The organism is Alteriqipengyuania halimionae (assembly GCF_009827575.1).
GTDB lineage: Bacteria > Pseudomonadota > Alphaproteobacteria > Sphingomonadales > Sphingomonadaceae > Alteriqipengyuania_A > Alteriqipengyuania_A halimionae.
Genome location: NZ_WTYR01000001.1, coordinates 1,088,541 through 1,106,771 on the forward strand (window position 1 = coordinate 1,088,541; position 18,231 = coordinate 1,106,771).

General features: G+C 61.0%; 21 protein-coding genes and 1 tRNA gene. 10 read left to right on the plus strand and 12 right to left on the minus strand.

Going from position 1 to position 18,231, the window contains the following annotated elements:
* Positions 1-377: 377 nt before the first annotated feature.
* Positions 378-2,237, minus strand: a complete 1,860-nt coding sequence (gene mutL / locus GRI68_RS05280; protein WP_160616269.1) for a DNA mismatch repair endonuclease MutL — start codon at positions 2,235-2,237, stop codon at positions 378-380.
* 191 nt (positions 2,238-2,428) lie between these two features.
* Here mutL and GRI68_RS05285 point away from each other — a divergent pair, with 191 nt between their 5' ends.
* The 9 genes from GRI68_RS05285 to GRI68_RS05325 all read left to right on the plus strand — a co-directional run bounded on the left by GRI68_RS05285 (position 2,429) and on the right by GRI68_RS05325 (position 10,260).
* Positions 2,429-3,472 (plus strand): rod shape-determining protein, encoded by a 1,044-nt coding sequence (locus tag GRI68_RS05285; protein WP_160616270.1) that lies wholly within the window; start codon positions 2,429-2,431, stop codon positions 3,470-3,472.
* A 64-nt stretch (positions 3,473-3,536) separates the two neighbouring features.
* Entirely contained in the window at positions 3,537-4,400 is an 864-nt protein-coding gene (gene mreC, locus GRI68_RS05290) for a rod shape-determining protein MreC (RefSeq protein WP_160616271.1), read from the plus strand.
* Entirely contained in the window at positions 4,397-4,954 is a 558-nt protein-coding gene (mreD, locus tag GRI68_RS05295) for a rod shape-determining protein MreD (protein WP_234028722.1), read from the plus strand. The genes mreC and mreD overlap by 4 nt, the downstream gene beginning before the upstream one ends.
* Positions 4,954-7,101, plus strand: a complete 2,148-nt coding sequence (gene mrdA / locus GRI68_RS05300) for a penicillin-binding protein 2 (RefSeq protein WP_160616272.1) — start codon at positions 4,954-4,956, stop codon at positions 7,099-7,101. The genes mreD and mrdA overlap by 1 nt, the downstream gene beginning before the upstream one ends.
* Positions 7,101-8,216, plus strand: coding sequence for a rod shape-determining protein RodA (gene rodA / locus GRI68_RS05305; RefSeq protein WP_160616273.1), 1,116 nt, complete (start codon positions 7,101-7,103; stop codon positions 8,214-8,216). Before mrdA ends, rodA begins: the two co-directional genes overlap by 1 nt.
* 119 nt (positions 8,217-8,335) lie before the next feature.
* Positions 8,336-8,411 (plus strand) — tRNA-Lys (locus GRI68_RS05310).
* A 136-nt stretch (positions 8,412-8,547) separates the two neighbouring features.
* Complete coding sequence (locus tag GRI68_RS05315; RefSeq protein ID WP_160616274.1) at positions 8,548-8,796, plus strand: hypothetical protein; 249 nt, start codon at positions 8,548-8,550, stop codon at positions 8,794-8,796.
* Positions 8,797-9,267: 471 nt separating this feature from the next.
* The gene (locus GRI68_RS05320) at positions 9,268-9,906 is read left to right on the plus strand and encodes a hypothetical protein (protein WP_160616275.1); all 639 of its coding nucleotides are present in this window, start codon (positions 9,268-9,270) and stop codon (positions 9,904-9,906) included.
* 129 nt (positions 9,907-10,035) lie between these two features.
* Positions 10,036-10,260, plus strand: coding sequence for a hypothetical protein (locus GRI68_RS05325; RefSeq protein ID WP_160616276.1), 225 nt, complete (start codon positions 10,036-10,038; stop codon positions 10,258-10,260).
* 110 nt (positions 10,261-10,370) lie between these two features.
* Here GRI68_RS05325 and GRI68_RS05330 read toward each other — a convergent pair whose 3' ends face one another.
* From GRI68_RS05330 to GRI68_RS05350, 5 genes are all read right to left on the minus strand, one after another.
* Entirely contained in the window at positions 10,371-10,706 is a 336-nt protein-coding gene (locus GRI68_RS05330) for a hypothetical protein (RefSeq protein ID WP_160616277.1), read from the minus strand.
* A 107-nt stretch (positions 10,707-10,813) separates the two neighbouring features.
* Positions 10,814-11,497, minus strand: a complete 684-nt coding sequence (locus tag GRI68_RS05335; RefSeq protein WP_160616278.1) for a hypothetical protein — start codon at positions 11,495-11,497, stop codon at positions 10,814-10,816.
* Positions 11,498-11,502: 5 nt separating this feature from the next.
* A complete protein-coding gene (locus GRI68_RS05340) occupies positions 11,503-11,850 on the minus strand; it encodes a hypothetical protein (RefSeq protein WP_160616279.1) in 348 nt (115 codons plus the stop codon).
* A complete protein-coding gene (locus GRI68_RS05345; protein WP_199799718.1) occupies positions 11,847-13,322 on the minus strand; it encodes a hypothetical protein in 1,476 nt (491 codons plus the stop codon). Before GRI68_RS05345 ends, GRI68_RS05340 begins: the two co-directional genes overlap by 4 nt.
* Positions 13,319-13,711, minus strand: a complete 393-nt coding sequence (locus tag GRI68_RS05350) for a hypothetical protein (RefSeq protein WP_160616280.1) — start codon at positions 13,709-13,711, stop codon at positions 13,319-13,321. Before GRI68_RS05350 ends, GRI68_RS05345 begins: the two co-directional genes overlap by 4 nt.
* A gap of 104 nt (positions 13,712-13,815) precedes the next feature.
* Here GRI68_RS05350 and GRI68_RS05355 point away from each other — a divergent pair, with 104 nt between their 5' ends.
* On the plus strand, positions 13,816-13,977 hold the full coding sequence (locus GRI68_RS05355) for a hypothetical protein (protein ID WP_160616281.1): 162 nt from the start codon (positions 13,816-13,818) through the stop codon (positions 13,975-13,977).
* A gap of 140 nt (positions 13,978-14,117) precedes the next feature.
* Here GRI68_RS05355 and GRI68_RS05360 read toward each other — a convergent pair whose 3' ends face one another.
* The 6 genes from GRI68_RS05360 to GRI68_RS05385 all read right to left on the minus strand — a co-directional run bounded on the left by GRI68_RS05360 (position 14,118) and on the right by GRI68_RS05385 (position 18,206).
* The gene (locus GRI68_RS05360; RefSeq protein ID WP_160616282.1) at positions 14,118-15,293 is read right to left on the minus strand and encodes an AAA family ATPase; all 1,176 of its coding nucleotides are present in this window, start codon (positions 15,291-15,293) and stop codon (positions 14,118-14,120) included.
* Positions 15,286-15,891, minus strand: coding sequence for a hypothetical protein (locus tag GRI68_RS05365; RefSeq protein ID WP_160616283.1), 606 nt, complete (start codon positions 15,889-15,891; stop codon positions 15,286-15,288). The genes GRI68_RS05360 and GRI68_RS05365 overlap by 8 nt, the downstream gene beginning before the upstream one ends.
* Complete coding sequence (locus tag GRI68_RS05370) at positions 15,888-16,112, minus strand: hypothetical protein (RefSeq protein WP_160616284.1); 225 nt, start codon at positions 16,110-16,112, stop codon at positions 15,888-15,890. The genes GRI68_RS05365 and GRI68_RS05370 overlap by 4 nt, the downstream gene beginning before the upstream one ends.
* Positions 16,109-16,297: a helix-turn-helix transcriptional regulator gene (locus GRI68_RS05375; RefSeq protein WP_160616285.1), complete on the minus strand. Its 189-nt coding sequence runs from the start codon at positions 16,295-16,297 to the stop codon at positions 16,109-16,111. Before GRI68_RS05375 ends, GRI68_RS05370 begins: the two co-directional genes overlap by 4 nt.
* A 92-nt stretch (positions 16,298-16,389) precedes the next feature.
* Positions 16,390-16,956: a hypothetical protein gene (locus GRI68_RS05380; protein ID WP_160616286.1), complete on the minus strand. Its 567-nt coding sequence runs from the start codon at positions 16,954-16,956 to the stop codon at positions 16,390-16,392.
* Positions 16,956-18,206 carry a tyrosine-type recombinase/integrase gene (locus GRI68_RS05385; RefSeq protein WP_160616287.1) on the minus strand — a complete coding sequence of 417 codons (1,251 nt, stop codon included), beginning with the start codon at positions 18,204-18,206 and terminating at the stop codon, positions 16,956-16,958. The genes GRI68_RS05380 and GRI68_RS05385 overlap by 1 nt, the downstream gene beginning before the upstream one ends.
* Positions 18,207-18,231 lie beyond the last annotated feature (25 nt).

Genomic DNA, 18,231 nt, shown 5'->3' on the forward strand with positions numbered 1-18,231 from the left:
CTGCACAGGCCCGTCAACTGAAACTCCCCCTAAACCACCCTTTGTCCATATCGCCGCCAAGGCTGCCGAAGCATGGAGGATGGAGGCTCCGCGGGCTACCGAACGAGAAGCAAATCAACCCACTGCACTGAGCAGAGACGATACGGTTTGCTCGCCAACATGCCGAAGCGGCGATTGAAGATAGGAAGCGACCTCAAAATTAGACGATTATCTTGAAATTGGGATCATCGCACTGGAAACTGACGGTCTAAGGGCGGCCCTATCCCAGACGCGGAGGGTTGAGCTCAGGGAACGTCCGCCATGGGGTGGTTAGCGGAATGTCCGCTATCGCTTTTAATGAGTGAGGGCTGCTCAACAAGGGCGCGCGCTAGCCCGCTCTAATGCCGCCCGAAGAGCTTCTCGACATCGTCCATCGACAGCTTCACCCAGGTCGGTCGGCCGTGATTGCATTGGCCGGAGCGCGGGGTGCGTTCCATTTCGCGCAGCAGGGCGTTCATCTCGTCGACGCGGAGCACGCGGCCGGCGCGGACCGAGCCGTGGCAGGCCATAGTGGCGAGGACGAGGTCCAGCTTTTCGCCCAGCAACAGGGCTTCACCGTGCTTGGCGATGTCGTCGGCAATGTCGCGCACCAGGGCTTCGGGCTTTGCCTTTTTGAGGGCGGCGGGCATGGCGCGCACCAGCATGGCTTCGGGGCCGAAGCGCTCCATCACCAGGCCGAGTTCGCCCATCTTGTCAATCGCGCTTTCGAGGCGGTCGCAATCGGCTTCGTCGAGCTCGATCACATCGGGCATCAGCAGCGGCTGCGATTGCGCCATCTTGGCCTCCGCCCCCGCCGCCTTGAGCCGTTCAAGCGTCAGGCGTTCATGCGCCGCGTGCTGATCGACCAGCACCAGCCCATCGCTGGCTTCGGCGACGATATAGGTGTTAGCGACCTGCCCGCGCGCGATGCCGAGTGGGTAATCCTGATCCGCCGCGATCGGCTGCGCTTCCTCGGCCCGGCCTTGCGGCAGGGCGAAGGCGCTGCCCCGTTCGGCGGCATATTCGACGCGCGGTTCGCGGAAACCGGAGCCCCCCGCACCGCGGTCGCGCCCGGTGAATAGCGAATGCAGCGCGGGCGAGACCTCGGCCAGTCCCGATGTAGCCGATTCGCGCACTTCGCCGGTCTCGGCGTCGTAGCCCGGTTCGACCTGCCAGCGCCCCATTGCGTCGGCAGCGGGTGCCTGCGCGCTGCGGCGATCGCCCATATCGAGAGCGCGGCGCAGGCCGGAGACGATCATCCCCCGGATCGCGGCGGGATCGCGGAAGCGGACCTCGGTCTTGGCCGGGTGAACGTTGACGTCGACATCCTCGGGCGGGAGATCGAGGAACAGGGCGAGCACCGCATGCCGATCGCGCGCCAGCATATCCGCATAGGCACCGCGCACTGCGCCCGAGAGCAGCCGGTCCTTCACCGGGCGCCCGTTCACAAACAGATACTGGTGGTCGGCCACCCCGCGATTGAAGGTCGGCAGGCCAGCCACGCCGGTGAGCCGCGCTTCGCCGCGCTCGAAATCGAGGCGGACGCCATCCTGCGCCAGTTCCTTGGCCACGATCTGGGCAACGCGCTCGGCCTGCCCCTGCCCCGGCTGCAGTGACAGCGGGCGCCGGCCGGCATGCTCGACGGTGAAGCCGATCTCGGGCCGGGCCATGGCCAAGCGGCGCATCACATCCATCACCGCGCCGTATTCGCTACGCTCGGTGCGCAGGAACTTGCGCCGCGCGGGCACCTTGGCGAACACGTTTTCCACCCGCACGCGTGTGCCCGGCGGCAGCGCGGCGGGTCCATCCTCGATCTCGATCCCGTGATCGATCACGCGTCGCCAGCCTTCCGCCCCGCGCACCCGGCTTTCGAGCGTGAAGCGCGATACGCTGGCGATCGAGGGCAGCGCCTCCCCGCGGAAGCCGAGCGTGCGCACCTGTTCGAGCGCGGCATCGTCTCCCACGAGTTCCTCCGGCAGTTTCGAGGTCGCATGCCGCTCAAGCGCGAGGGCCATCTCGTCGGGCGACATGCCGCACCCGTCGTCGATAACTTCGAACGCGTCGCGTCCTCCGCCCTCGAGCTTCACGCTGATCTGCGTCGCGCCGGCATCGATCGCGTTTTCGACCAGTTCCTTGAGCGCCGAGGCCGGACGCTCGACGACTTCGCCTGCGGCGATTCGGTTGACCAGGTGTTCGGGAAGACGACGGATCTTAGGCATGCCGTCGCAACATAACCCCGCCTCGCCGCGAAGTCAGTCCGCAGGTGCGGATAATCACCGGCGAACTGCCCGAATCCTTTGGAATTCGGAACAATCTTGCGCTAGAGCGCGTCTCCTTACGGGAACCCTCTCGCACCGCGTCATGATTCCTCGCGAATTGGCGGGCGATAACAACTGGATAGATTGATTACATGAGCTGGTTCGGCAACCTCTTCAAATTCGGCGCCCCCAACATCGCGATCGACCTCGGTACCGCCAACACGCTGGTCTACGTGCAGGACCAGGGCATCGTGCTCAACGAGCCTTCTGTGGTGGCGATGGAAACCCTGAACGGCATCCAGGTCGTCAAGGCGGTGGGCGAAGACGCGAAGATGATGATGGGCAAGACGCCCGATTCGATCGAAGCGATCCGCCCGCTGCGCGATGGCGTGATCGCCGACATCGAAGTCGCCGAACACATGATCAAGCACTTCATCCGCAAGGTCACGGGTTCGCGCTCTATGTTCCGCTACCCCGAAATCACGATCTGCGTGCCGTCGGGCTCGACTTCGGTCGAACGCCGCGCGATCCGCGATGCCGCCTCCAACGCCGGGGCGAGCCAAGTCTACCTGATCCTCGAACCGATGGCTGCTGCGATCGGTGCGCACATGCCGGTAACCGAACCGGTCGGCTCGATGGTGGTCGATATCGGCGGCGGGACGACCGAAGTCGCCGTGCTGTCGCTGCGCGGTCTGGCCTACACTACCTCGGTCCGCGTCGGCGGCGACAAGATGGACGAAGCGATCATTTCCTACGTCCGTCGCCACCACAATTTGCTGATCGGCGATGCCACGGCAGAGCGGATCAAGCAGGATTTTGGCTGCGCGGTCGTGCCGGAAGACGGTGTGGGCGAACAGTTCACGCTGAAGGGTCGCGACCTCGTCAACGGCGTGCCCAAGGAAATCACGATCAACCAGGCGAATATTGCCGAAGCGCTGGCCGAACCGATCGGCGCGATCGTCGAAGGCGTGCGCATCGCACTGGAAAACACCGCCCCCGAACTGGCCGCCGATATCGTCGACCAGGGCATAGTGCTGACCGGCGGTGGCGCGCTGATCCGCGGGCTCGACGAGTACCTGCGCGAGGAAACCGGCCTGCCGGTGACGGTCGCCGAAGATCCCCTTACCTGCGTCGCAGTCGGCACCGGCCGGGCGATGGAGGAAGCGATCTTCCACGGCGTCCTGATGACGCAGTAACGAATACCGTCGGCGTCTGCCCGTCCCGGTCGGACGCCGGCCGCAACAGGAGCAGCGCCAAGCAATGGCATCGTTCACCCGTAGAAGCATCGGCTTCTCGCGAAAGGAACAGTATTCGAAGTTCACCGCCTGGGTCGTCGCGATCCTGGGGGCGGCGATCGGCGTGACGCTGCTGGTCCTGTCGTGGACGCGGGAAGATCGTTTCGAAAGCGCCCGCGGCGCTGCGGGCGACGTGGTGCGTCCCGTCGCGGTTGCCGGCGCGGGCGGACGCTCGACGTCGCAAAACCTGTTCGGCGAAATCGAGGCCTATTTCCAGGCTGGCAGCAAGAACCGGCGCCTCGAAAAGGACCTCGCCACCGCTCGCGTGCGGCTTGCCGAATTGCAAGCGGTCGAAACCGAGAACCGGCGCCTCAAGGAATTGCTCAACCTCTACGAGGACGATCGCGAACCGATCGTCAGCGCGCGCCTGATCGGCTCTACCTCGTCCAGTACGCGGCGTTTCGCCACGATGTCTGCGGGCAGCAGCCAGGGCGTCGAGCGCGGCATGCCGGTCCGCTCGGAGCGCGGTCTGATCGGCCGGGTGCTGGAAACCGGGCGCAACACCGCCCGCGTGCTGCTGGTGACTGACCGGCAAAGCACCGTTCCAGTCCGCCGCGCCGAAGACGGCCTGACCGCATTTGCCGAAGGCGAAAGCGATGGCACGGTGCGGATCAAGCTGATCGACCTGACGATCAATCCTCTCAAACCGGGCGACATTTTCGTAACCAGCGGATCGGGCGGCTATTACTCGCCCAATATACCCGTCGCGGTGGTAATCGAATTGCTGTCCGACGGAGCGATGGCGCAAGTGCTCAGCAACCCGGCGGCAACCGAGTTCGTCACCGTCGATCCGGTGTTCGACCCCGAAGCTTCCGCCGAGCTCGAATGATGGCGGTTGCCGTTCGCAGCAAGGTCAAGCGGCGACACGCCGGCGGACGGATCGGGTATGCGCCCTGGCCGCTGCTCGTATATGGTATGCCATGGGCCAGTGTCGCGATCGCGTCGCTCACGCCCCTGCTCCCGATCATCACGTCCGCTCCGCTGGTACCGCCGCTCGCGCTGCTGATGCTGATCGCCTGGCGCCAGTTGCGCCCCGGCCTTCTCCCCATCTGGGCGGGACTGCCGCTGGGGATGTGGAACGATCTGTTCAGCGGCCAGCCATTGGGCTGCGCTATATTGCTATTCTCGCTGACGATGATTGCGCTCGAACTGATCGAGATGCGCTTGCTGTGGCGCGGCTTTCTGCAGGAATGGATCATCGCGTCGACGATCGCGATTGCCTATCTCGCGCTCGGCGCCGTGATCGCCAATCCGGCCGATCTTGGCGCCGTAATGGTGCTCGGTCCGCAGGTCCTGCTGACCTTGCTCGCCTATCCCATCGTCAATCGCCTGGTCGGCATCCTCGACCGTATCCGTGTCCTGAAGCTCCGTCGTATCGCCTGATGTTCCGTCGCCGCCGTCCCCGCTCGTTCTCTCCGCCGCCCACGGGCGCGTCGTTGCAGAACGTCTTCGACCGGCGCTCGGTCATCATCGGTTCGGTTCAGGCCGGTGTCGGTCTGCTGCTGGTCGGTCGCATGGCCTATATCGGCGTGGCCGAAAACGAGCGCTACGAAGTCCTTTCGGAAAGCAACCGGGTGAACCTGTCGCTCATCCCGCCGCGGCGCGGGGCGATCGTCGATCGATATGGCACCCCCGTTGCTGCCAACCGCGCCGATTTCCGAGTCGACCTGATCCCCGAACGGATGGGCGACCGGCGCGAGGCATCGCTCGATCAGCTCGCCAGCGTGCTCAAGCTTTCCGATACCGAGATGACCGATCTGCGCGACCGGATCGAGCAATCGAACGGTTTCCAGGCGGTCGAAGTCGCGTCGAACCTCGATTACCAGCGTTTCGCCGCGATCAGCGTGCGGCTGCCCGATATGCCGGGCGTGGTCGCGCAGCAGGGCTATACCCGCAATTATCCGACCGGCCCGGCGGTGGGTCACCTGCTCGGCTATGTCGGGACTGCCAACAAGGAAGAATACGAAGCCGAAGACAAGCCGCCCCTGCTCGTCACGCCCGGCTTCAAGATCGGCAAGGACGGGCTGGAAAAGCAGTTCGAAGAACGGCTTCGCGGGGAGCCTGGCGCGCGCCGGACCGAAGTGACCGCCAGCGGACGGATCGTGCGCGAGCTCGAAACCCGCGAGGATACGCCGGGCGCGCCGCTGCGGCTCACGATCAACGCGGCCTTGCAGGATTACGCCGCGCGTCGCCTGGGCCCGGAAAGCGGGGCGGTGGTGGTGCTCGATACGGTCACCGGCGATATCCTTGCGATGGCATCGATGCCGTCCTTCGATCCGAATTCCTTCTCCGACGGCATCGGCCGGGTCGAGTATTCGATGCTCAACGAGGACGATCACAAACCGCTCCTCGATAAGACTCTTCGATCGCTCTACCCGCCGGGCTCCACGGTGAAACCCGGCGTATCGCTGGCATTTCTAAAGGCCGGTCTAGACCCCAACGAGACGGTCTATTGCGGTGGCGGCCTGCAGGTCGGCAACCGGTATTTCCGCTGCTGGAAACGCGGCGGACACGGCACGGTCGATATGGCCAAGGGCATCTACCAGTCGTGCGATACCTATTTCTATCACTTCGCGCAGAAGGTCGGGATGTCGCCGATCACCGCAGAGTTGAAGGATCTGGGGATGGGGCAGGAATTCCCGCTCCCGTTCGTCGATCAATATTACGGCACCGTCCCCGGCCCCGAATGGATGCGCAAGAAGTACGATCGCGAATGGCAGGCCTATGACACGGTGAATTCGACGATCGGCCAGGGCTACATGCTCGCCTCGCCCCTGCAGGTGGCGGTCATGTCGGCGCGCATCGCGATGGGGCGCAAGGTGATGCCACGCATCATTGCGAGCGACAAGAAGCCACAATTCGAAAGCCTGGGCTTCAACGCCGAACAGATCGCCTACATCCGCCAGGCGATGAGCGACGTCGTCAATGGGCCGGGCACCGCCGGGCGGGCACGGTTGCCGATCGATAACGTCCTGCTCGCGGGCAAGACCGGGACGGCGCAGGTCGTTGGCCTCAACATTTCGGACGGCAAGTCCGGCCCGTGGAAATATCGCGACCACGGACACTTCATGTGCTTCGCCCCGTTCGACAATCCCCGCTATGCCTGCGCGGTGACGATCCAGCACGGCGGCGGCTCGGGCGCGGCCTATCCCGTCGCGCGCGACGTGCTCACCTTCCTTTACGATCCCGACAAGGCGCTCGAATTGCTCCACGGTTACGAGAAAGCCTGGGGCGGTACCGCGCAGGCGCGCCTCGCAGCGAAGTACCGCGCGGCTGCTGCAGCGGCGGGAGAGACCCTTCCCCCCGGTGGCGGAAGCGCCCCCGGCTTCGTGGCGTCGGCCAAGCAGGGCAATGCGATCGAAGGCTCGGCCGAAACCCGTGCCAGCGACAATTATTTCAAGCCCGAGGCGACCAATGGCAATCCCGGCGCCGGAGGCGACTCATCTGCCGCGCGCCCGGCAGCCGGCACGCCGGCACCTTCGCCCTCGCCCGCCCCCCGCACGTCTGCCTCCACGGCAGGTGACGACTGATGGCGGCACCCGTCGTCCCCGAAAGCCTGTTGGGCTGGCCGTGGAAGATCACGCTGCTGCTGATCGCGGTGACCGGGTTCGGTGCTGCTGTCCTCCATTCGGCAGCGGGTGGCAGCTGGGAGCCCTATGCCGCCAAGCACCTCATGCGTTTCGGCGTGGCGCTGGTGATGGCGCTGGTGATGTCGCGCTTCAGCGATGCGGTCTATCGCTTCATGGCCTACCCGGTCTACGTCGCGCTGCTCCTGCTACTGATGGTGGTGGAAGCGATCGGCTTTACCGGTGGTGGCAGCCAGCGCTGGATCGATTTGGGCTTCATGCAATTGCAGCCGTCCGAATTGATGAAGCCTGCGATCGTCCTCGTCTTGGCACGGTTCTATTCAACGCTGCCTCCCGGCCTCGTCGGAACCCTGCGCGGGATCGCGCCCGCCATGATCCTGGTTGCCTTGCCATGCGCTCTCGTACTGACCCAGCCCGATCTCGGCACGACGCTGGCGATCGTCGCGAGCGGCGTCGTGATCGTCTTCATCGCAGGTGCTCCGCTCAAATGGTTCCTGGTGACCGGCGGCGCCGCTGCTGCTGCCCTGCCCTTCGTCTATACACTGGTCCTAACCCCCTACCAGCAGAGCCGCGTCACGACCTTCCTCGCGCCCGAAAGCGATCCGTTGGGCGAAGGCTATCAGATCACCCAGTCCAAGATCGCGATCGGATCGGGCGGCATCACGGGCAAGGGCTTTGGCGATGGATCGCAGAGCCACCTCGCCTATCTCCCAGAGGCGCATACCGATTTCGTGTTCGCCACCATGGCCGAGGAATGGGGACTGCTCGGCGGCATGTTCGTGATCGCCTGCTACGGCCTGATGCTGCGTTGGGCACTGCGCGTGGCGCATCGCGCGCCGCATCGCTTCGGCAGGCTGCTCGCAATTGGGATGGGATTCACGATCTTCTTCTACGCCGCAATCAACCTGCTGATGGTGATGGGCTTCGCTCCGGTCGTGGGCATTCCCCTGCCCTTCCTTAGCCATGGCGGATCGTCGATGCTGACGGTGATGATCTGTATCGGGACGCTGATGGCCGTCGATCACTGGGGCAAGACCCAGTCCCGCCGGCGCTACTGATTTCACTTTCTCGCACGCAGGCACTTGGCAGCGCTGAAATGCCCGCTATATGAGCGCCTCCCCGATTCGAGAGCGAGCCTTTCCGGCTACTCCGACCGGGTCGCGGCGAAAGCCCGAGTGGACGCATAGCTCAGTTGGTAGAGCAGCTGACTCTTAATCAGCGGGTCCTAGGTTCGAACCCTAGTGCGTCCACCATTTTTTCAAGCACTTAGGCGAGCTTTCACCCCGCCCCTCGGCGGGTTTTTCTATTGGGGTAACGTTTGGGGTAACAGTCGCACAGATTGCTAACGCATTGACTTCAAGGCGTGATACGTCCTCAATTTGCCCAACCATGGGGGGTGATGAAATGGACGTTTCAACCCGCGAAGCTTTACGGGCGATCGTCTCCGGCCTGAGAAAGAGCGGAGCTATCAGCGAACGACACGTCAAGGCGATTGTGGCCGAGTTCGAGTCTGCGGAGTCGGAAGTCGGTCGTTATGGTAGCCCGGGCGAATATAGCTTTCGTCAGCTATGCATGGACATCGCGAAAGATGCAGGCGTTGAAACTAAGATAAAGTCCGCCGAAACCCCTTTAGATTGAGGAAAAGCCGGGAGAGCCATGGGATCACCCCTCCCTCCGGCTGGCTGCCAAATGCTGAAGCTACCCCGTCGTATCGACCAGCTCAAAGTGCGGGTGCGCGGTGATTAAAGTCTATAGCGGGGGGACTGAACCGGCTATTCTCCAAAACCCGGCCCGATCCTGTGCGGGCGCATTCCGCATTTTGAGCAACGCAGCCTCGGCGTCACTGCTTCCAGATGGTGCGGCATTCGGCGGTCGTAGCAGGCTTGTAGAAGCTTACGCGGGTCCAGCAACACCACACGCCCGCACTCGCAATCGAGCCTGAGTTTATATCCGTGCCGCGCATAGTCGGAGAGGCTGGTCAGGCGCTTGCTACTCATCTCTTGCTAAAGAACGAAGCAGGAACGAATTTGCAAGCTGTTGTTATCAATCTTCCAACTTGCTCAACTCTCAAAGCCCGATCTAAGAGTGCGAGAACAAGGGGGTTTGCGCATGAACCGATATATTTGGACAAGCTTCGCCATGCTGTTGGCCACATCACCGTCGATTGCGCAGGAAGCGGCTACTTCGGAAAACGGCCTACCCATTGAAGCTCCTGCGATCGAAGATGGTACCCTAAGGTCAACGGACGACGCGCCGACCGTCGAAGAGCGGATCGCCACGGATACCCCAGATTTAGCATGTGAGTTTTTTGGCTCGTGGGAGGCCGTAGGCGCTGGTGGCTCCACTATGATGGTAGTGAGACAAACAAAACCTAATTTTGATGATGGAGATTCTCTACTTGTAGCTTTTCAAAATCCCTCTTGGTCGATCTCAATTGGCGACCAACTCGGAGTGATCAGAGTGACAAATGATGATGGCGGATGGTTTGAAAATGCCGCCCATTCAATCAATAACGGCTTTGCCATATCCTCAAACTTTGAGCATGTTAGTAATGTCTTCGACGGCATGCCGAGTGCCATCATCGTCACACGAGGCGAGACAATTATTGATTCTCTGAGAGCACTGAGCCTTTATAGGCGTTGGGAAGACTTTAAACAGTGCAGAAGAAGTTGGGTGGACGATCGCGATGAGCGAGATAGGTTGCGCGAGCTTGAGCAAAATATCCCGGTAGATCCGTTTGCGAATTAGCCTCAATTGAACGCTGCCTGACGCAAATGACGCTTGTGATGACGATGGAGCGGACAAGTGAGCCTTGGGTTAGGCGCTAGTAGAACGTTGATGTTCGCTTCGCTTCGCTTTTGCGTAGACTCCCCCCGTATGGCGGGCCAGTATGGTTTTCAGCCAAGAGAGGGGCAGTTGCGAATGACTGAATTTGGTATCCAAAGCCTTCGTCCCATCAAAGGGGGCTTCTGGAAAGCTGAGTTTTCAACAAAAGCAATTGAGGAATGTGAGGATCGCACCTTCGGGCAGGAGACCTTAGTAACGGTCCGTTTAAATACCCGCACGATCAAGACGTTCAAGGGCTGCTACAACATGCCGTAGACGAGGCTCGACGGTGCCTGTCAGAAGCATCTGCCTCTTTGCAAGATCGATCTCTTCCAGAGTTGGCTGCTGAGAGCGAGCGCGGCCCGACTCCGCTATGACTTGAGGCCTCACGCCGCCACCTTCTCATCATCCACAAGCTCGGGCAGCGCTTTATAGCGCGCCGCGAACGCTTCCGGTGACATTGCTGTAAGCGAGCCTTCGAGCCCGCGAACTATCCAGTTTCCCGCTCCACAAAAGCTGACACCGCCGGGGCCAAACACAGCCAAGCCGGGCTTCCAATCCTCGCGCAGCACAGTGACCGACCCGCGTTCGCTGCGGTCGCGCTCCAATGCTTCTGCCAACCATTGGGGGCGGCGCTCATCAAATATTGGCTCGCCCCATGCCGTCAGGCCGCGAAAGCGGACCGCCTCCACTTGCTCCACCCGCTTCACAAATTTGCTCATATCCTATTCCCCGGAAGTGACCGGGAAAGGCAGAGGAGTACCCCTCCCGGTCGCGGCAGCTAAAAGCCACCTATGGCCGGACGGTGGACCTTCCACCCGGCGCATTCTCAATCGACCTGCGGCGCTTCGGGCGGTTTGACGCCCAACTCGCGAGCGGCCTGCGCTGCCTCGTCATGGCCACGGCTAAGTGACTGCCGAATTTCCGCCACGCGATGAAACGCTCGTTCGTCCGCAATCCGCTGTTCGTGCCGTGCCGCAGCTTCCGAAAGGTCGCTCAGTTCGGCCAGGTCACGGCGCTGGTGATCGGCGTAACCGTCCAAGGTGCGCTGTGCCCGGTCGATTTCCCGTCGCTCGGCTTCCTCGGCACGCTTGGCCTCATGGGTAGAAAGTTTGCGAAGGTAGGCGCGGAGGTGCGCCGCCTCCACGATCAGACTGGCGTCTTCCTCGGTCAGCAGTTTGCGCGGCCCGAACGTCAGCCCAAGCCCCCGCCAACGGGGGAGAGGTGCCTTGGCGGGATCGAACACTCGATCGAACTCGGCTTCCCGCTCGCTTTGTGTCGGTTCCCGCAACTGACGAGCACTGCCATTCAGCAGCCGCCCGATGGTATCGAGCCGGGCTTCGGCAGTCGCCTCGCCCTTCACAATCTGCATATGTTGGAGGTTCGCCGCACTCACGATCGGCCAGTCCGGGCAGCTTTCGATGTCGCTCCACAGCTCGGCAGGATCCAACACCATCGTGCGGTCGATCTTCACCTCGTCTGCGGCTGGCGCTGTATGCGTAATGGTCGCCATGCCCCCTACTCCGCTTCCGGCAGCTTGAAGCCGCCCTTGGCAGCTCGCTCGGGCTTGTCGTCGTCCGTGGGCAGCTTGAAGCGCCCGGTGGCGCGCGGCTGGCGCCCACGGTTGGCGACCTTGCTGCCATCCTTGTCTGCATCCTTTTCCAGCACCGGGGCGAGCGCTTCGCTAATTGCTGCCGATAGATTTTCGCGCGAGAACAGTTCGTCGATCTCCGCGAACAGCGCATCGACCTTCTCTTCAAGCACGTCGAAATCTTCGCGGGAGACTGCCGCGCTAGCGCGTTGCCCGCTTGCTGCGGCGATGAAGCCGCGAAGCTTTGGGCTGACATTGTGAATTGCAGTTTTCATGCGATGTAACTCCTTTGATCGTGTTTAGGGGACTTGCGGTTGCGGGAGCGAATGGCGACCCATGCGCTGCCACGAGATTTTTTTTCGATCGCCAACCACACCGCACCAGCGACCGCGTTCGCTAAGTCGTCATGCGCGCCGGGGGCATGATCGATCGACTCCTTGCCGGAGCGAGGTACGCGCCGTTCAAGCGACACGATTTGATTGACGAGCTTGTCATGGTCCAAAAGGTCCACCCGCCCGGAATTGAGCGCGGGCAAAAGCTCGCGATACAGGTCGCTGCGAACCTTCTCCGACAGCTCGTATGCGATGCCGTGCTTGCGATATTGTTCGCGCGGAAACTCGCCGGCGTACCGGTCTCCAACGACGCGATCGATGCCGTAGGCTTTCAGCAGTTCGCAATGGTCTTCGATGACCTGGGATGGATTGAACGGAGGCTTGCGCTCGCGCACCGCGTCCAGCACGGCTACGCTATTGCCCTCGGCATCTGTGCTGGCATGGGCAATGGCGAGCGTGAAACTGTCAGCAGAGCCGCCGCTGGGATCAGTGAAGCCAACGTGGTGCACGCCAGGAAGGGGCGCTCGCTCATGGATGCCGGGAGAAATGCAAGCCTCTACTACTTCGCGGGCAATGAATGCCTCGATATCGGAGCGCCATTGCGCGCCGTATTCGCTGGCAGCGGCAACCGGATCGTCATTGAACGCCGCAGTCAGAAACTCTCCGTCGCGCGGGATCGTCGGATTGAAAACCCACGTCGGCCCCTGCACCACGAGCGTGCGACCGGGTTTGCCATAGTACGATTTCCATTTTTTGAAGAGTAATCCGCGCCGTGCATATGGCGAAGAAATCCCGATCAACATCGCCCCCGGGATGGTCGCTGTTGCAGGCTTCACAGCATTATAGACGTCCACGTCCGGCGAAACGGAGCCTTCCGCTGCGAAGAATGCCACCTCATCGAATACAGCGGCCAGCACCGTCCTACCGCGAACGCGGCGAAGGTTGTTCGTGGTGATTTCGATGGCCAGCCCGTTCGTCAGTTCCAGCCCGTCGGCCGCAATCTTGGCCACCATCTGCGAAAGCAATGGCTGTTCGAAATATCCCCGGACGTAATTGAGACAGACTTTCGACTGTTCCCGGTCTACGGCGAGAAGCTGCACCACGCCGCGTTCGCCCCGTTGCAGGCACTTTGTCAGCCCGGCAGATTCGGCCCATATAGCGGCCATCCAAGCCACCAGTGCGGCTGCGAACACGTCTTTGCCACTACGACGCCCGGCGATGATCCAGGCCTCGCTACAAGGCTCCGTAGGCGCTTCCTTAAGGCCGGTAAGTTCGGTGAAGATCGCCAGTTCGTCAGCGTCGAGCGGCTCGCCAAACATGGCCTTCGCCAGCACATAATGGCAGGCCCAGCTATCGCCTTCGAACCAAGGCCCGAATAGCTGCGGGTCCGTCATGGCTTCGGAGAACGTAATCATGCCGCCTTCTCCGCTGCCTTGCGGGCGGTATACTCGGCAATTGAAGGCGTCACGTCGCGCGCCCGGCGTTCAAGGCCTAGATCGGCAAGCAAGCGGCGGAGGGCGTTGGCGATGGTGGCATATGCGCCCGCATCAAATTCAGCACCTTCCGCAAGTTCAACTTCCCTTGCCTCGCACCAGATTGCCAGCGTTGCGGCCCGAGCGACTAGGTGTCGCTGCGCTTCGGTCAAATCGCCGCCAAGGTCGCTTTCAATCCCTGCATGAATCTCACGAAACCGCCGCGCCATGAGACTGCGGCCGTCCACACCACAAAGCACCACTGCCCCGGTCCCTTTGCGGGTAGCAAAGTTGGGCAATGGCTTGTCAGCAGTGGCGCTTTCCTTGGGCAATTCGGGGCCTTTCGTTACCCGTGCGTTACCCTGATATAATACGCACCCGACTGAAAAGCTATATTATCGACCTGTTACAGTACGTTATGGAACGAGACGCTTTGATGGACGATCAGCAAGTCACTTATCCACAGGCTTTGCGGTCGCGCCAAAAGATAAGGCGCAGCGGGGGAGAAAAAATAGGTGGCGAGTTGAGTTTGATTGGGGGCAAATTCACCTCGATTCTTGCTCAATCTTTGCGGCCTGATCGCGGTGGTTTGTTCTGAACCCAACCCGCGCTCATCCAAGCATCAAGATGGTCCAGGCGGGACAAGGGGACAGGGCCTATAGACCCTTGTCCCCTATGTCCCGTGTCCCGGGACGGGGACAATAGGGGGACATGTCCCGGCAATGTCCCGTGTCCCGTTCATGCCACTTCCTCGCGGGGCTTTCGCATCATAGCGATTTCAAGCTGAATAGCTGGATCGGCAGGCCTAAAGATCGAGCCTTCCTCAATGAGCAAGCCAAGAATGGGAAGCTGCTCACGGACACGCTGAAAAGCCTTTTTCTTCTCGCCGGTCTTTTGCGCATAGAATGCCTCGCGCCATTCATCTACGTGCAGGCCATCGAAGCCATCCTTCTGCCAAATACCGCCTTCGGCTGCCGCTGCCTTGTAGGTATCGAGCCCCAGCTTTTGATTGGCGGTAAGCTTCTTTGGCTTATTGCCTTCGGTAGCTTCGTCCATCACGGCGGGCACCAGCACAGCCGATGTACCCGCCTCGCCCAGTTCGATACTCTCTAGACCAAACGTGACAGCCGGACGCTCAGGCGCGTCTTTCATCTTCGAGCACGATATTTCCAACATGCCGCGTCCCTTCTTCGCTACTGCATATTCAAAGTCGCAAGCGGCTTTAAGGACGATCGATCCTCGCGCCCGGTTGGTGTTTTCATGTCCAGTATGATGCACGACAGCGACGGTCGTACCGGGCCACTCAGCGCGCAAATTATCCATCGCGGCAACAAAAGCACTCATGTCTGAAGTGGCATTTTCGTCCCCGGGGCCATAGTTGCGGGCGAGGGTATCGATCACAATTAGAGCAGGTGCGCCGTGGACGGCGGCCAACTCACAGACCGCCTCTGTCACCTTGGCGGCATGATCCCCATTGAGAAATTGTGCCGCCCGAACGGACTTGAAGAACGGAACTCCCGATAGCGATGCTCTGCGATGCCTTGCCCATGCGTGAAGGCGACGTGCGATGCCGCCATGTCCCTCGCCCGCGATATAGATAACCGGGCCGGGCTTTACACCATGGCCGTGGAAATCAAGCGCCGCCGCAACGCATAGAGCCAGATCGAGCGCAAAGAACGTCTTGCCACAGCCGGGCGGACCGAAAATGACGCCGAAGGCGTCTCGCTCAATCCAATCGTCTATGAGAAAATCTGGCGCAGTAAGGGTTAGATCGCCTGCGGCGACGAACGCAAACTTGCCCGCCCGTTCGGCTTTGCTCCTGGCAGCGTGCGCGTCCTGTTTTTGACTTTCCGCGCTGGCGTCTTCTTCCTCGGACAGAGCTTCCCAGTCGGAGGGATCGAAATCGTCAGTCATCGCCCTCCCCTTCCTGCACGTCAGCGGTGCGGACGAGGATGCAACCGGCGACTTTATCCGGCTCCAATCCGTAGAAGTCGGTTGCTGTGCGAAGCTCGATCAGCATTCCTAACATATTCGTGATGCCGCAGTTGAAGACTGCGCGGGCCATCATTCCGGCGGGGTTAGCGGCACGTGTCGCTGTCTCGAACATTGCCGCCGTTGCCCGTTTCATAAACGGAATGCTTCGACGCAGATCGCGGTTGGACGATGCAAGAGCTTTGCTGACAAGCCCTCGCATTGCGCTCTCATCGATCCAGTCGCAATCCTCGCCAAGAGCTAGGAGCAACAGCATGTCCGAAGCGGGATGCTCTTTAAAGGCCTTCACAGGGATAGGCTTTGGGCCATGCTTCGCCCGCCATACTTCGACACGGTGATTCCACGCGGACACGTCGGCCAGCGCAGTTTCATATCGCTCTCGGATAAGAGCAGAAAGGTCTGCGAGCACTTCCGCTTCTTCTTGCGCTTGGTCTGCGTTTTTCGTATCATCCTGTTTATCGAATTGAGACTTCCCGATGCCCCCGGCCTGACCGCCGGGGGTTTCTTTTTTTGTTTTCATGCTGCGGCCTCCGTCCAGTCGATCAGAGGGCAGCAAAGGCCATCAGCCAAGCCGGACGCGTAGAGGCGTGCGTCGTGAATACTGTCGAACGGTTTGCTCTTTCCAGCTTGCCCGTCACAAACAACCGAAACACGCGCTCCGTTGGGGTGCCCGTGGATGAACACCTTTCGGTTCGATGCGATATGGCCCAGGTGTGGGACGACATCGTCAGGAATGCTCATGCCGCCACCTCACGCGAATTGATCCAGTCAAGGATGTCAGCTTCGCGCCAATAGCGGCGACGGGAAATATAAATTGGCTTGGGGAAGTTCAGGGCGTCGTCATTCAGCCAACGCCAAATCGACATATCACTAATTCCACCGCACATTTCTCGGACTGCGGCCGATCCTATAAGTCTGCTTTCCACGTTACGCTTCCTTTCATTGCGTTAGAACGTGGAGCCTCTTCTACGCACGGATTTTACCGCGTCATCAACACAGAAACTAAGAAACCCTTTCCCTAAGTTTGTGCAGGGGGTTTCTTGCTATTTTCGTTCTCCCATTTGTGGATTGTAGTTGCCGACGGCGGGTTGCCATTGGCATCCACCGGCATTTCGCGCTGCAATTCTTTTACAGTTTTGCCTCCACGGTCGAAGGCTTTGGCCTTATACCACTCGTAAGCAGGATGCCGTGGCCTGCCACCCGTGGCACGCGCTTGTCCGCTTTCCCGTTCTTTCAGATACGCAGCCCATGCCGCTTTAGGAATGACAATCATACATCCAGCGTAATCGCCGGACTTAATCCTTCCCTCACCAAGATCGAGCCATTCATTCTCAAGCGGCGAATAATCCTGCGTTGGTCCACGCCAAGGTGCTTCGCGACGATCACCGGGCGGTATATCCAGTTTGTCTCCCCGTGGGTTTACACCCTCGATTGGTAGCCGCCCCACGAGTGCCCAAAGCTCGTCCGTCCAGCCGCTATGCTCAAAGTCAAAGCCATTGGGCATGGTGTTATCGGGATAAACGTAGTCAGACTGCAAGACGCGGCTCGCTTCCTTAAGCGCCACATATCCATTAGGCACAATCATCACCCTGCCTCCGCCAGTCGCACAACGTTATCTGGCTTGCCCTCGACAAGCTCCGTCACGAACCGCCCCCAAGCTTCCATCGCCTGCCGCTTTTCCGGCGCGTAATCGTGGCGCTGATACACCGAGACAATACCGGCAGCGGTCCCGGAAACGTGATTGAGGCAAGCCTCTGTCACGCGCACCGGAATGGCCAGCCGCGCCATTCCTGTTGCCGCTGTCCGCCGCAGATCGTGAAAGGTCCAATGCGGGATTTCGACCGGCTCCTCGCGTTCCTTGAATGCAATCTCGGCCATCTTCTTGGCAAGGCGGTCATGGCCTTTGGCGAAGCCGGAGACGGGCGTGTCGCCCGTGGTGGTGAGTACAAGCCCGCTTCCAGCGATACGCGGGACACTGGCCAGCACGTCTAGCGCAGCTTCCGACAACGGCACGTTATGCGCCCGCCCATTCTTCACCCGTTCGGCTGGCAGGCTCCAAAGATCGCCCTCAATCTCGGCATAGGTCATGGCAGCAACTTCCTGCCGCCGCTGTCCCGTCAACAATGACAGCTTTCCGAAGCCTCCCCACGGATAACCCACCTTATCGCAGGCTTGCCAGAACCAGCGGATTTCATCGTCCGTCAGCACGCGGTCGCGGGCAACCTCTTTCGCCACCGGCTTCACGCCGGCGGCCGGATTGGTGGCCAGAATATCGCGCTCCACACACCAGTTGAAAAACTTTCCCGTATAGGCACGCACTCTGTTGGCAGTCGTTTGTCGCCCGCTGTCCACAATCTTGTCCAGCAGGTCGATAACATCGCGTTTCGTAATCTCGTGAATGTCACGGTCGCCCCATTCCTTCACAACGTGCGCATCCAGCGCACGGCGCACCCCTGCCCCGCTGCGCAGATTGGAAAGGTGCCGCTTGTCGAATTGCTCGACTAGCGTTTTTACCTTGTCGCGTTCGGTAAGCTGGGCCTCGCGCTGATCGGCTTTGGCAGCCTTCTTTGCCACCGCCGGATTGCGCCCGTGCTCAACCTCTTCCAGCGCATCCGTTGCGGCCGCTCGTGCGTCTCCCACGCCCATGACGGGCCAGCGGCCCAGTGTAAGCTTCGCGGGCTTGCCAGCAAAACGATAGCGCAACGCCCACGACTTAGTCCCGCCGGGCTGCACAACGAGATACAATCCTGATAGGGCCGGGTCCGGTAATTCCTGCCGCCTGGCAAGGTTAGGCTTGATCGCCTCCACACCCTTCGTCGTAAAGCCTCGCGCCATATTCAAATGCTCCACTGGGGTAACA